A 13,362-nucleotide genomic window follows, 5' to 3' on the forward strand; every position below is an offset into this window, starting at 1 on the left:
TTACCCGGCCTACGTTTCTGCACTCACGCTAAAACGGGAATAACACCGGAATTAACACCACGCATACCAGCATTACCAGCACGGTGAACGGCACACCCAGCTTCACGAAATCACTGAACCTATAATTCCCGGGCCCCAGCACCAGCGTATTGACCGGGGAAGAGACCGGCGTCATAAATGCCGCGGACGCCGCCATCGCAACCATCATCGCAAACGGATACGGCGAAACGCCCATCGATTTTGCCATCGCCAGCGCAATGGGCGCCATCAGCACCGCCGTTGCGGTATTGGAGATGAACAAACCAATGGTGGCGCACATGACGAACAGGCAAACCATCATCAGGTACGGACCATATCCCCCGCCCGCGTCCATTAAGCCTTTTACGATCAAATCCACCCCGCCGGTTTTCTGTAGCGCCAGGGCGAAGGGCATCATCCCGACGATGAGAATGATGCTCGGCCAGTGAATCGCTTTGTAAGCGCTTTCGGCGTCGATACAGCGGAATTTGCCCATTAACAGACAGGCGATTATTGCCGCCACCGGGTTAGGGATCTCGTCCGTCAGCATCAGGGCAACCATCAATACCAGGCAAAAAATTGCATGGGGCGCCTGGCTGTGCGCCGGTGATGCATCGCTCTCTTCAATCGGCATATTTAGCACCACAAAATCGCGGCCTTTCTGCCCGAGCTGGCTAATCAGTTTCCAGTTGCCGACCACGAGGAAGATATCCCCCAGCAGGATCGGCTCATCCACCACCGCCCCTTCAAGGGCTACGCCATCGCGCTTCAGGCCTACCACGTTGAGGCCATAGCGGGTACGAAAGCCGATTTCACGCACGGTTTTGCCCAATAACTCCGATTCCGGGATCAGCGACACCTCGGCCATTCCCACATCCAGCGCCTGGTCAGAGAAATACTCGCCGCGCAGGACCATCGGCTCCAGCAGCTGCTCACTACAAAACTCCCGCAGATCCACGTCTGCGGTGGACATATCAATCAGCAGGACGTCACGCGCGCGAAACTCTGACACCCCGTTCACGTTAACGATCACCCGACGAAAACGACGCCAGCGCTCAACCCCGATGACGTTCGCGCCATAGCGTTCGCGTAGCTTAAGGTCATCCAGCCTCTGCCCCACCATAGGCGACCCCGGGCGGATAGCCAGACGTCGGGCACGCCCGGTCAGACGATACTCTTTAATCAGATCGCGGAAAGAGCGCCGCTTCCAGCCCTCTTTGGCTTTATCCTGCTTCTCCCCTTTCAGCGCAAAACGGGTCAATAGCATATAGATAATGCCCATCACCAGTACCACCAGCCCGATCGGCGTAACGCTGAAAAAGCTAAACCCCTCAAGCCCCTCACGGATCAGTTCGCTGTTCACGACGAGGTTCGGCGGCGTCGCGACCAGCGTCATCATGCCGCTGATGAGCCCGGCGAAGCTCAACGGCATCATCAGCCGCGAAGGGGAGATCTGCATCCTCATGCAGACGCTCAGCACGACCGGAATAAAGATGGCCACGACGCCCGTAGAGCTCATAAACGCGCCCAGCCCGGCGACCGTCAGCATCAGGTAAATCAGCATTTTGGTTTCGCTGCTGCCCGCCACTTTCACCAGCCACGACCCCATCATCGTCGCCACGCCGGTGCGTACCAGCCCGTCGCCAATAATAAACAGAGCGGCAATCAAAATAACGTTGGGATCGCTAAACCCGGAAAAGGCTTCCGGCAGGGAAAGGGTACCGCTCAGAACGAATGCGACAATCACAAACAGGGCGACGGCATCCATGCGCACCTTGCCCGTGGCAAAAAGAATGATGGCGATTAACAGCAGGCTCAGGACCCAAATCAGTTCACCGTTCACAACATGTCCTTGTCAGTGGAGGAGAAGCAATTCTGCCATAAAAAAGCCCCGGTAATGCGGGGCTATATCATGGGATTACATTTTTAGCGAGACGGTTACAACTCCGTCTGACGCCTTCGAGACGTCGATGGCGGTCAGGGTGTTAAGCACGAAATCCGCCTCCTCCAGCCGGGGGGAACCCGCCGGGACGTTAACGGCAATGACGTGGCTGCCGGCGTTCAGCCCGGCCAGCACGCCTGCCGCCGCGTCTTCCACCACCACGCACTCTGCTGGCGCAAGGCCGAGCAGTTCAGCGCCGAGCAGGAACGCATCCGGTTCAGGCTTGCCGCGCTTCACGCGCTCAGCGGTAATGAAGACGTCCGGCGTCGGCAAACCTGCCGCCTTATGGCGTGCATGCGCGACGGGAACCGAGCCGGAGGTGACGATAGCCCACGGGATCTGCGCTTCATTCAGGTGCTCAAGCAGTTCGCGCGCACCGGGCAGCGCGGTGATACCCTCGGTATCGGTAGCTTCAATCTGCTCAAGATAGCGGAACTCCGCCTGAATCTCTTCCTCAGAACGTCCCGCAAGGAAGTGCCGCAATGAGGTAATGGCCTGTTTGCCATGGATGAAATTCAGTACGTCCTGATGGTCAATGCCGTGCCGGTCGGCCCAGTGGCACCACGAGCGCTCCACCACCGGCAGCGAATCCACCAGCGTACCGTCCAGATCAAACAGAAAACCTTTACACTGCACACGCACCTCCGTCAGGCATTAATGATTTGTTGAATTTCGTTGCTGCTTAAATGGTACTGGCGCGGACAGGCGTGCCACGCGCTCAGCATACGTTGATACTTATCCCACATCGGGGTCTGGGCGTTGAAGCCGTGCGTACCCGCATCAAAATGGGTGTAGCGCCCTTCGGTATTCACCATAAAGCGTACATAGCTCAGATAGCGCGCTTCCGTCGCAGCATCAAAGCCCAGGAACGTCACGCGGCGCTCGTCAATGGTCTGCTGGTCCTTCAGATTGGTCCAGGACACATGCAGCGCATGGTACATCTCCATGATGTCGATAACGATACGGCAGGTTTCCTCTTTCAGTTCGCCAAATTCGCGATCCAGTTCGCGCATCTGCAAGCCAAAACCACGTTCAACAATGGTTTGCAGGCGGCTGTAGCGCGCAGCGTTATCGGGATCAAGCATAGTCATCATCTTGTACTGGTTAGACAAAATCAGACGTTGAGCATGGGTCATTTCCATCTTTCGACTCCTGTAGCGCATTGCACTGTAAAAAAAAGACACGGTAACTGATTGTTACTGTGCCTTCTTTTGGTCGTCGTTTCGATGATCAATCACAAGTCATCGAGGAATGTTTTATCAAGCTGTTTAAACGCACGCTTGAGGGTATCCGCCAGCGCCTGATAGTCCGGCTTACCTTCAACCGGTGCCAGCGCCTGGCCAGCCTCTTCCAGTTTTCCACGCACTTCATAAAACCAGTGTAAAATAGAAGGCGGAAGTGGCGTGACGGAACGTTTACCTAACCACCATAGCCCCTGCATCGGCAGGCTTAACGCAAAGAGCGCCGTCGCGACGGCAGGGCCAAGCTGCCCACCTAACGCTATCTGCCAGCACAGGGTAAAAACGGCAATCGGGGGCATAAAGCGAATCGCATAGCGCGTGGCGCGAATAGTGCGATTTTCAATAAACATGGGCGCGAGGCGCTTTTCCATCGGCCATGTCTTTGCGTAATGCTGTCCCCGACGAAACAGACTAAAAAAGTTCACGGACGGGATTTCGGGTGTCGACATGGCTGTACCTCAACTTCACATATAAAAATTAAAATTTTCGTGCAAAACCACAACAGGCTATGACAACGTTCAAAATATTTTGTCATCGCTACCCCGTATCGGGTATCCTGTGCCAGCCTGATAGGGCCGTAGACGATAAGCGTTAACTCGTCAAATTATCGCATATTATGCCATTGTCTGAAAAATGTTCAAAATGGCTTAAAATCATAGGTATTTCTTTCATCCTGCCAGAATGTTCGTTTGGCATGATGTTAATCATAAATGTCTGGGTCAGCATGCGTTACGCTTTTAGACTCACTGACGTTTTTTTAGCCACGTATCAATAATAGGTACTTCCATGTCGAGTAAGTTAGTACTGGTTCTGAACTGCGGTAGCTCCTCACTGAAATTCGCCATCATCGATGCGCTCAACGGTGACGAGTACCTCTCTGGTTTGGCCGAATGTTTCCATCTGCCTGAAGCACGTATCAAGTGGAAGATGGACGGCAGCAAACAAGAAGCGGCTTTAGGTGCAGGCGCCGCTCACAGTGAAGCGCTGAACTTTATCGTTAACACTATTCTGGCACAAAAACCAGAACTGTCTGCTCAGCTGACCGCAATTGGTCACCGTATCGTCCACGGCGGCGAAAAATACACCAGTTCCGTGGTAATCGACGACTCCGTGATTCAGGGTATCAAAGACTCTGCGTCTTTCGCACCGCTGCATAACCCGGCTCACCTGATCGGTATCGCTGAAGCACTGAAATCCTTCCCGAGTCTGAAAGACAAAAACGTGGCCGTGTTTGATACTGCGTTCCATCAGACCATGCCGGAAGAGTCTTACCTCTATGCCCTGCCATACAGCCTGTACAAAGAGCACGGCGTCCGTCGTTACGGCGCTCACGGTACCAGCCACTTCTATGTGACTCAGGAAGCCGCAAAAGTGCTGAACAAGCCGGTTGAAGAAGTCAACATTATCACCTGCCACCTGGGCAACGGTGGTTCTGTTTCCGCTATCCGCAACGGTAAGTGTGTTGACACCTCTATGGGTCTGACCCCGCTGGAAGGTCTGGTGATGGGTACCCGTTCCGGTGATATCGACCCGGCGATCATCTTCCACCTGCACGACACCCTGGGCATGAGCGTTGACGACATCAACAAAATGCTGACCAAAGAGTCTGGCCTGCTGGGCCTGACCGAGGTCACCAGCGACTGCCGTTACGTTGAAGACAACTACGCAGAAAAAGCTGACGCTAAACGTGCAATGGACGTTTATTGCCACCGCCTGGCGAAGTACATCGGTTCTTACACCGCGCTGATGGAAGGCCGTCTGGATGCTGTTATCTTCACCGGTGGTATCGGTGAGAACGCGGCAATGGTACGTGAACTGTCCCTGGGCAAACTGGGCGTTCTGGGCTTCGAAGTTGATCATGAGCGTAACCTGGCTGCCCGCTTCGGCAAGTCTGGCTTCATCAACAAAGAAGGCACCCGCCCTGCTATCGTTATTCCAACTAACGAAGAGCTGGTCATCGCGCAAGACGCACACCGCCTGACTGCCTGATTCCACACCGCCAGCAATGCTGGCGGTGCTGTTTTGTAACCCGCCCAACGCGGCGGTAACGAAAGAGGATAAACCGTGTCCCGTACTATTATGCTGATCCCTACCGGAACCAGCGTCGGCCTGACCAGCGTCAGCCTCGGCGTGATCCGCGCTATGGAACGCAAAGGCGTTCGTCTGAGCGTCTTTAAGCCTATCGCCCAGCCACGTGCCGGTGGCGATGCGCCAGACCAGACCACCACCATCGTTCGCAAGAACTCCAATCTGCCAGCGGCTGAACCGTTGAAGATGAGCCACGTTGAATCTCTGCTCTCCAGCAACCAGAAAGACGTGCTGATGGAAGAGATCATTGCCAACTACCACGCAAACGCGCAGGACGCGGAAGTGGTGCTGGTTGAAGGCCTGGTCCCGACCCGTAAACACCAGTTTGCCCAGTCTCTGAACTTTGAAATCGCGAAAACCCTGAACGCAGAGATCGTTTTTGTGATGTCTCAGGGCACGGATACCCCAGAGCAGCTGAAAGAGCGTATCGAACTGACGCGCAGCAGCTTCGGCGGTGCGAAAAACACCAGCATCACCGGCGTGATTGTTAACAAGCTGAACGCGCCAGTAGATGAGCAGGGCCGTACGCGTCCTGACCTGTCCGAAATTTTTGACGACTCCTCCAAAGCGAAAGTCATCAAAGTTGACCCGGCTAAGTTGCAGGATTCCAGCCCGCTGCCTGTTCTGGGCGCGGTGCCATGGAGCTTCGATCTGATTGCCACCCGTGCAATCGATATGGCGCGTCACCTGAACGCCACCGTGATCAACGAAGGCGATATCAACACCCGCCGCGTGAAGTCCGTAACCTTCTGCGCACGTAGCATTCCACACATGCTGGAACACTTCCGCGCAGGTTCACTGCTGGTGACCTCTGCTGACCGTCCAGACGTGCTGGTTGCAGCGTGCCTGGCTGCAATGAACGGCGTGGAAATCGGTGCAATTCTGCTGACCGGCGGCTATGAAATGGACGCGCGTATCAGCAAGCTGTGCGAGCGTGCGTTCGCCACTGGCCTGCCAGTCTTCATGGTGAACACCAACACCTGGCAGACCTCCCTGAGCCTGCAAAGCTTCAACCTCGAAGTGCCGGTTGATGACCACGAGCGTATCGAGAAAGTTCAGGAATACGTTGCGGGCTACATCAATGCGGACTGGATCGAATCCCTGACTGCGACCTCCGAGCGCAGCCGTCGTCTGTCTCCTCCAGCCTTCCGTTACCAGCTGACCGAGCTGGCGCGTAAAGCGGGCAAACGCGTGGTTCTGCCAGAAGGCGACGAACCACGTACCGTTAAAGCGGCAGCCATCTGTGCAGAACGCGGTATCGCGACCTGTGTGCTGCTGGGTAACCCGGATGAGATCAACCGCGTTGCGGCGTCTCAGGGCGTTGAGCTGGGCGCTGGCATTGAGATCGTTGACCCGGAAGTGGTTCGCGAAAGCTACGTTGCTCGCCTGGTTGAACTGCGTAAGAACAAGGGCATGACCGAAGCCGTTGCGCGCGAGCAGCTGGAAGACAACGTCGTGCTGGGTACGCTGATGCTGGAGCAGGACGAAGTTGACGGTCTGGTTTCCGGTGCGGTTCACACCACCGCGAACACCATCCGTCCACCGTTGCAGTTGATCAAAACCGCACCGGGCAGCTCTCTGGTCTCCTCCGTGTTCTTCATGCTGCTGCCTGAACAGGTTTATGTTTACGGCGACTGCGCGATCAACCCGGATCCAACCGCAGAGCAGCTGGCAGAAATCGCTATCCAGTCTGCGGACTCCGCGATTGCCTTCGGTATCGAACCGCGCGTCGCGATGCTCTCATACTCCACCGGTACCTCTGGTGCAGGCAGTGACGTAGAGAAAGTCCGTGAAGCGACCCGCATTGCGCAGGAAAAACGTCCGGATCTGATGATCGACGGCCCGCTCCAGTACGATGCCGCGGTAATGGCTGACGTGGCGAAATCCAAAGCGCCAAACTCGCCGGTTGCAGGTCGCGCTACCGTGTTCATCTTCCCGGATCTGAACACCGGTAACACCACCTATAAAGCGGTACAGCGTTCAGCAGACCTGATCTCCATCGGGCCAATGCTGCAAGGCATGCGCAAACCTGTGAACGACCTGTCCCGTGGTGCGCTGGTAGACGATATCGTCTACACCATCGCGCTGACGGCGATCCAGTCTTCGCAGCAGCAGTAATGTTTTGCCGGATGGCGCTTCGCTTATCCGGCCTACAGGACCGTAGGCCCGGTAAGCGCCAGCGCCACCGGGCAACAAAAAGGCGACCACACGGTCGCCTTTTTTTATTACAACAGCTCCCGCGCCGCCGACACAATGTCATGTGCCGTCAGGCCATACTCCTTTTGCAAGAAGTCCTGCGTGCCCACCTGACCATATCGTTCCTTCACCCCCACCCGACGCAGGGGCACCGGACAAGCTTCCACCAGCACTTCCGCCACCGCCGACCCCAGCCCGTTGTGAATGCTGTGGTTTTCGCAGGTCACAATACGCCCGGTTTTCTCGGCATAGTTTTTCACCAGCATCCGATCGATAGGCTTCAGGGTAAACATGTCGATGACCGCTGCGCTTACCCCCTCCTGCTCCAGCTGGCGCGCCGCCTCCAGCGCTTCCGCCACCATAATGCCGTTAGCAATCAAGGTAATATCGGTTCCCTCGCGCAGCACGTTGCCCTTGCCGATGGTGAAGGTTGACCCCGGGGCATACACGCTCGGGGCCTGTTTACGGATGGTCCTCACCCAGTAGAAGCCTTCCAGGTCGATAAGCTGACGCAGCACATCTTCGAACATCACCGCATCGGTCACCTCCAGCACCACTGAATGCGCCAGACCGCGCACGATGCCCATGTCCTCGAACGACATATGCGTCCCGCCGTTGTGGCAGGCCGTCACGCCCGCATCCGAGGCAATCACCTTCACGTTATTGCGCTGGTAGTCCAGGGACATAAACAGCTGGTCGAAGCAGCGACGGCTGGCAAAGGCGGTAAAGGTATGGACGAACGGCTTACGTCCGGTGAGCGACAGCCCGGCGGCCGTCCCAATCACGTTAGCCTCCATAATGCCGCAGTTGATGACGTGCTGTGGATAATCACGCGCTACGCCGTCCATCGCCATCGAACTCATCAGATCCGCTTCGAGCGCAATAATCTCGCTCCCGGCCTCAATCTGTTTTGCCACAAAACCCGCGTAGACCTTACGCATCTCAACGGCATCTTTCTGTCCTGTCGGTGCAACCTTAATCATGTGAAGCCTCCAGTTGGCGAATCGTCTCGTTGAGCGCCGCTTTGCTCTCCTCAGTTAATCGCAGGTGATGCGAGTTGCTGAGCTGTTCCAGGTATGGCACCCCCTGCCCTTTGATGCTGTCGAGGATCACCACCCGCGGACGCGCATCGGCCGCAGGGATCGGCGCGGTCACCTCCAGCAGCGCCGGAATGTCATCCCCTTTCACCGTTACCACGTCAAAACCAAAGGCGCGGAATTTGCCTTCCAGGTCGAAGGCGCTGATGATTTCGTCCAGCTCGCCGTCGAGCTGCTGTTTGTTCCAGTCCACGAATACCGTCAGGTTGTTCAGTCGATGGTGAGCAATAAACTGGAAGGCTTCCCAGCACTGTCCTTCGTTCAGCTCCCCGTCACCGACGATGCAGAACACCCGGTTTGGCCTTCCTGCCAGCTTGTGCGACAGCGCCATGCCGCCAGCAATGGAGATCCCCTGCCCCAGTGATCCGGTGGTGGCATCCACGCCGCGTGTTTTCAGGCGATCCGGGTGACTTGGCAGACGCGTCCCGTTCTGGTTCAGCGTGCTCAGCTCGTCAATCGGGAAGTAGCCCTTAATCGCCAGCGTACTGTACAGCGCCGGGCCCGCATGGCCTTTCGACAGCACAAAGTAATCGCGCTCTGGCCAGTCCGGATCGGCCGGGTCAATTTTCATCACCGCGCCGTACAGCACCGCCAGCGTTTCAACGACTGACATGCTGCCGCCGTAGTGCCCAAAACCCAGCTGCGTAAGGGATTTCAGCGTCTCAAGGCGAATCTGACGCGCCAGTTCGGTTATTTCATTCTCATTCATGATTTGGCTCCGGGGTTTTCCTGCGCGTTACCGCTGGCAGGTTTGTTTTTAGCGAAGACGTTGTAGGCCACCAGCAGCGCGAACAACACAACAACCAGTCCGGTGATGGCAAACGGCGACAGGAAGCGCGCCAGGTTGCCCAGCACAATCCCGACCGCACCAAAATCAGCGTCCGAGAAGGTCGTATTCGCAAAGCCAATTGCGCCCAGAACAGGCAGCAGCAGGACCGGGAGGAAGGTGATCAGCAGGCCGTTAGCAAAGGCGCCAATCATTGCCCCGCGGCGTCCACCGGTGGCGTTACCAAACACGCCCGCCGTTGCACCGGTGAAGAAATGCGGCACGACGCCCGGCAGGATCAGCACCCAGCTAAACTGACCGCAGATGAACAAGCCCACAATCCCGCCGAGGAAACTAAACAGGAAGCCAATCAGCACCGCGTTTGGCGCATACGGGTAGACTACCGGGCAGTCCAGCGCAGGCCGCGCATTGGGCACCAGTTTTTCCGAGAAGCCAGTAAAGGCCGGGACGATTTCCGCCAGAATCAGGCGCACGCCCTGCAAGATGATGAACACGCCTGCCGCGAAGGTGATGGCCATAATGATGGCGTACACCAGGTAGTTTTGGCCGCCGCTGAAGGTGGCCTCCACGTACTCACGTCCGGCGCTCACCGCCATGATCAGGTAGATAATCATCATGGTCAGGGAGATGGAGATTGAACTGTCACGCAGGAAGCTAAGGTTCTTCGGCAGGTTCATCTCTTCGGTGGAGCGCGAACCTTTACCGACCTTGCTGCCAATCCAGCCGGACAGCACGTAGCCCAGCGTGCCGAAATGACCGAAGGCGATCTCATCGTTGCCGGTAATACGCTTCATATAGCGCTGCGCAATCGCCGGGAAGAAGGCCATAATCAGGCCGAGGATCAACGAGCCGGTAAAGACCAGCCCGACCCCCTCGAAGCCTGCAACCGTCAGGATCACGCCAATCATGCATGCCATGTAGAAGGTGTGATGCCCGGTGAGGAAGATGTATTTCAGGCGGGTAAAGCGCGCAACAATAATATTCGCCACCATCCCGAAGGCCATAATGAGCGCGGTGGAAGCGCCATATTTTTCCAGGGCAATCGACACAATAGCTTCATTGTTGGGAATAATGCCCTGAATATTAAAGGCGTGCTCAAACATACCGCCGAGCGGATTTAATGAGCCCACCAGCACGGTTGCGCCGCCGCCCAGTACAATAAAGCCGAGAATGGTTTTAATTGTGCCTTTTACCACATCCGAAAAGGCTTTTTTCTGCGCCACAAGACCAATCAGGGCAATTAAACCGACCAGCACTGAAGGGACTTTTAAAATATCAACAACGAAGTTCAGCGTTTCAAGGATAAACATATCCACCTCGCCTTATCAGGATTATTGTCTTTCGAACCAGGCGCGCAACTGCGCTTCGAGTTCGTTAATATCGATGATATTGTTGATCACCACCAGCTGGCTTTCCGGCACGCTGGCGCTTGCGGCAATGTCTTTCGCCATTACAAACAGGTCCGCCGCGCCCGGCGTAGCCGAGGAGAGATCGGAGTGTTCAACCTCGGCCTCAATTTCCATTTTTTTGAGCACCTTTTTAATATTCATTTCGACCATAAAACTGCTGCCCAGGCCGGAGCCGCAAATAGCCATGATTTTCATTGTTATCCCCTTTTTTGAGTAGAGTACGCCCCATCACGCTGACGCGTAATGTTGAGATGAATCGGATTAAATAATTAAATCAGAAGCGATCGATGATGGTTTTTATCTCCTCCAGCGTATTCGCCCGATGTAATTCAGCCATATCTTCGTCGCTGGAAAATAATTCCGCTAAGGCTGAGATCATTTCGATATGGCTATGCTTGTCCGGCGCCGCCAGCATCACAATCACATCGACGGGGTCAAACTCACCGGCACCAAAAGAGACACCCTGTTTCAGTTTTAATAATGACAGGCCAAGTCCTTTCGCCCCTTCTTCCGGTCGCGCATGGGGCATTGCCAGCCCTGGAGCCAGCACATAGTAGGGACCTAACGTGTGATGCTGCTCGATGATAGCCGTGACATATTCCGGCGCAATGACCTGCAAATCCAGCAGCGGTTTCGCGCACAGTTCCAGCGCCTGGGGCCAGCTTTCAACGCTATCCTGTAGGATGATGGTTGTATCATATATCCATTTTTTGAGCATTTTTCACTCCCGCTAAAGACCAGACATGGGCAAACTCTATTCAACCCATCAATTAATGACTGCGATCGCGATCACAAAGATAGCGCTATCAACAACTAACATGCAGAACTGTGATAGCGCTATCAAATTACTATCATGGTGCGAAATCACAGCAAAAAAAGGGATTTAAGGCGTATACTGCCTGTCACGTAAAATGAAGGATGAAACTGAATCGCGTCCTGTCAGCAGGAAGATGTATGTCTTTAACCCGAAAACGGCGCAGTACCGGAAAAGTAACGCTCGCGGATGTCGCGCAGCTTGCCGGCGTAGGCACGATGACTGTTTCCCGTGCCCTCCGCACGCCCGAACAGGTTTCCGATAAACTGCGTGAAAAAATTGAAGCCGCGGTGCAGGAGCTGGGATACATGCCCAATCTTGCCGCCAGCGCACTGGCATCGGCATCGTCATGGACGATTGCGATGGTTGTACCCAATCTTTCCGAAGCTGGCTGTTCCGAGATGTTCGCCGGGCTACAGCAGGTGCTCCAGCCAGCCGGATATCAGATCATGCTGGCGGAATCTCAGCATCGTCTTGAACAGGAAGAGAAACTGCTTGAAACGCTGTTGGCCTCGAACATCGCCGCGGCGATACTGCTCAGCGTCGAGCACTCCGATACCGTGCGACACTGGCTAAAAAACGCCTCTATCCCGGTGATGGAAATGGGTGCAATGCGTGCCGATCCGATTGATATGAATATCGGGATTGATAACGTCGCCGCCATGTATGAACTTACCGAGATGGTGATTCAGCGCGGCTACCAGAATATCGGCCTGCTGTGCGCTAACCAGGAACAGTGGATTTTTCAGCAGCATTTGCAGGGCTGGTACAAGGCGATGCTGCGCCACCACCTGGCGCCGAACAGAGTGATTAATGCCGCCATGCCGCCGAACTTCTCCACCGGCGCGGCACAATTGCCAGAGTTCCTGCTGGCGTGGCCGGAGCTGGATGCGCTGGTGTGCGTATCAGATGAACTGGCCTGCGGCGCGCTATATGAGTGCCAGCGTCGGCGCATCAAGGTGCCGGACGATTTAGCGGTCGTAGGTTTTGGCGACAGCGACGTCAGCCGCGTCTGTCAGCCGCCGCTGACGACGATGGCAGTACCGCATCGCAAGATTGGGATTGAAGCCGGGAAAGCGTTACTGGAACGTCTTAATGACGGAGACTGGCGCGACCATAAACCCATCGCGTCCAGCCTGTGTCTGCGGGAAAGCTGTTAAGGCTTACTCAGCCTCTTCCTCTTTTTCCGCCTTATTTTCCGGTTTAGCGGATTCGTTTTTGGCGTTGCGGGTCATCCACAGCGCCAGTGCTTTAAGGGAATCCGGCGTGAATTCGTCGCAACGCGCGGTGATCTCTTCCGGCGTCATCCAGCTGACTTCGCTCACTTCCTCTTCCTGCAAGGCGAACGGACCGTGGGAAACGCAGCTAAACAGCCCGCCCCAGACGCGGCAATGCTCATCTTCGAAATAAAACTGCCCGTGCTCGGCAAACGGCACGCCAGCGATACCTAACTCTTCTTCCGCTTCACGACGCGCGGAATCCAGCAGCACTTCATCGGCCTGCACGACGCCACCCGCTGTGGCATCCAGCATACCAGGAAGAAAATCTTTGGTGTCGGTGCGACGCTGGACCAGAATCTTGCCCATGCCGTCATGAACAACGATGTACGTCGCGCGGTGACGCAGACGCTCCGCACGCATTTGTTCGCGGCTGGCCTGCGCGATCACTTCATTTTCTTCGCTGACAATGTCAACCCATTCAGTACTTGCCAAATGATTCTGCTCCACCATCGGGAAACCTTCTCGTCTAAGCGCTCTTTCGGCGCGTTTG

The 13,362-nt window shown here is 55.7% G+C and carries 13 protein-coding genes; 3 read left to right on the top strand and 10 right to left on the bottom strand.

Annotated elements, in window-relative coordinates; genetic code table 11:
- Nucleotides 1–28: 28 nt before the first annotated feature.
- The 4 genes from BFV63_RS15195 to yfbV all read right to left on the bottom strand — a co-directional run bounded on the left by BFV63_RS15195 (nt 29) and on the right by yfbV (nt 3,650).
- The gene (locus BFV63_RS15195; protein WP_023314585.1) at nt 29–1,861 is read right to left on the bottom strand and encodes an SLC13 family permease; all 1,833 of its coding nucleotides are present in this window, start codon (nt 1,859–1,861) and stop codon (nt 29–31) included.
- Between the two features lie 75 nt (nt 1,862–1,936).
- Nucleotides 1,937–2,596: a sugar phosphatase gene (locus BFV63_RS15200; RefSeq protein WP_003861463.1), complete on the bottom strand. Its 660-nt coding sequence runs from the start codon at nt 2,594–2,596 to the stop codon at nt 1,937–1,939.
- A gap of 11 nt (nt 2,597–2,607) precedes the next feature.
- A complete protein-coding gene (locus BFV63_RS15205) occupies nt 2,608–3,102 on the bottom strand; it encodes a YfbU family protein (RefSeq protein ID WP_003861461.1) in 495 nt (164 codons plus the stop codon).
- Nucleotides 3,103–3,194: 92 nt separating this feature from the next.
- Nucleotides 3,195–3,650, bottom strand: coding sequence for a terminus macrodomain insulation protein YfbV (yfbV, locus tag BFV63_RS15210; protein WP_003861459.1), 456 nt, complete (start codon nt 3,648–3,650; stop codon nt 3,195–3,197).
- 337 nt (nt 3,651–3,987) lie between these two features.
- Here yfbV and ackA point away from each other — a divergent pair, with 337 nt between their 5' ends.
- Entirely contained in the window at nt 3,988–5,190 is a 1,203-nt protein-coding gene (gene ackA, locus BFV63_RS15215) for an acetate kinase (RefSeq protein WP_015572267.1), read from the top strand.
- Between the two features lie 75 nt (nt 5,191–5,265).
- Complete coding sequence (gene pta / locus BFV63_RS15220) at nt 5,266–7,407, top strand: phosphate acetyltransferase (protein ID WP_022651538.1); 2,142 nt, start codon at nt 5,266–5,268, stop codon at nt 7,405–7,407.
- A 107-nt stretch (nt 7,408–7,514) separates the two neighbouring features.
- On the opposite strand, the gene BFV63_RS15225 is transcribed toward pta, so the two are convergent.
- The 5 genes from BFV63_RS15225 to BFV63_RS15245 form a co-directional block, all read right to left on the bottom strand.
- The gene (locus tag BFV63_RS15225) at nt 7,515–8,468 is read right to left on the bottom strand and encodes a transketolase family protein (RefSeq protein ID WP_069597563.1); all 954 of its coding nucleotides are present in this window, start codon (nt 8,466–8,468) and stop codon (nt 7,515–7,517) included.
- A complete protein-coding gene (locus tag BFV63_RS15230; RefSeq protein ID WP_022651539.1) occupies nt 8,461–9,291 on the bottom strand; it encodes a transketolase in 831 nt (276 codons plus the stop codon). The genes BFV63_RS15225 and BFV63_RS15230 overlap by 8 nt, the downstream gene beginning before the upstream one ends.
- Entirely contained in the window at nt 9,288–10,679 is a 1,392-nt protein-coding gene (locus BFV63_RS15235) for a PTS ascorbate transporter subunit IIC (protein ID WP_022651540.1), read from the bottom strand. Before BFV63_RS15235 ends, BFV63_RS15230 begins: the two co-directional genes overlap by 4 nt.
- 21 nt (nt 10,680–10,700) lie before the next feature.
- Entirely contained in the window at nt 10,701–10,973 is a 273-nt protein-coding gene (locus BFV63_RS15240; RefSeq protein ID WP_048240437.1) for a PTS sugar transporter subunit IIB, read from the bottom strand.
- Between the two features lie 79 nt (nt 10,974–11,052).
- A complete protein-coding gene (locus tag BFV63_RS15245; RefSeq protein WP_022651541.1) occupies nt 11,053–11,496 on the bottom strand; it encodes a PTS sugar transporter subunit IIA in 444 nt (147 codons plus the stop codon).
- Between the two features lie 236 nt (nt 11,497–11,732).
- Here BFV63_RS15245 and BFV63_RS15250 point away from each other — a divergent pair, with 236 nt between their 5' ends.
- Nucleotides 11,733–12,752 (top strand): LacI family DNA-binding transcriptional regulator, encoded by a 1,020-nt coding sequence (locus tag BFV63_RS15250; protein WP_003861441.1) that lies wholly within the window; start codon nt 11,733–11,735, stop codon nt 12,750–12,752.
- A 3-nt stretch (nt 12,753–12,755) separates the two neighbouring features.
- Here BFV63_RS15250 and yfcD read toward each other — a convergent pair whose 3' ends face one another.
- Nucleotides 12,756–13,322: an NUDIX hydrolase YfcD gene (yfcD, locus tag BFV63_RS15255; protein ID WP_003861439.1), complete on the bottom strand. Its 567-nt coding sequence runs from the start codon at nt 13,320–13,322 to the stop codon at nt 12,756–12,758.
- Nucleotides 13,323–13,362 lie beyond the last annotated feature (40 nt).

The sequence above is a fragment of the Enterobacter hormaechei subsp. xiangfangensis genome, from assembly GCF_001729785.1.
Classification (GTDB): domain Bacteria; phylum Pseudomonadota; class Gammaproteobacteria; order Enterobacterales; family Enterobacteriaceae; genus Enterobacter; species Enterobacter hormaechei_C.

Excerpts from the sequence above, each read along its gene's own strand:
- BFV63_RS15230 (WP_022651539.1), bottom strand. The coding sequence starts at position 9,291 with ATGAATGAGAATGAAATAACCGAACTGGCGCGTCAGATTCGCCTTGAG.
- yfbV (WP_003861459.1), bottom strand. The coding sequence starts at position 3,650 with ATGTCGACACCCGAAATCCCGTCCGTGAACTTTTTTAGTCTGTTTCGT.
- yfcD (WP_003861439.1), bottom strand. The coding sequence starts at position 13,322 with ATGGTGGAGCAGAATCATTTGGCAAGTACTGAATGGGTTGACATTGTC.
- ackA (WP_015572267.1), top strand. The coding sequence starts at position 3,988 with ATGTCGAGTAAGTTAGTACTGGTTCTGAACTGCGGTAGCTCCTCACTG.
- BFV63_RS15205 (WP_003861461.1), bottom strand. The coding sequence starts at position 3,102 with ATGGAAATGACCCATGCTCAACGTCTGATTTTGTCTAACCAGTACAAG.
- BFV63_RS15235 (WP_022651540.1), bottom strand. The coding sequence starts at position 10,679 with ATGTTTATCCTTGAAACGCTGAACTTCGTTGTTGATATTTTAAAAGTC.
- BFV63_RS15245 (WP_022651541.1), bottom strand. The coding sequence starts at position 11,496 with ATGCTCAAAAAATGGATATATGATACAACCATCATCCTACAGGATAGC.
- BFV63_RS15240 (WP_048240437.1), bottom strand. The coding sequence starts at position 10,973 with ATGAAAATCATGGCTATTTGCGGCTCCGGCCTGGGCAGCAGTTTTATG.
- BFV63_RS15225 (WP_069597563.1), bottom strand. The coding sequence starts at position 8,468 with ATGATTAAGGTTGCACCGACAGGACAGAAAGATGCCGTTGAGATGCGT.
- BFV63_RS15250 (WP_003861441.1), top strand. The coding sequence starts at position 11,733 with ATGTCTTTAACCCGAAAACGGCGCAGTACCGGAAAAGTAACGCTCGCG.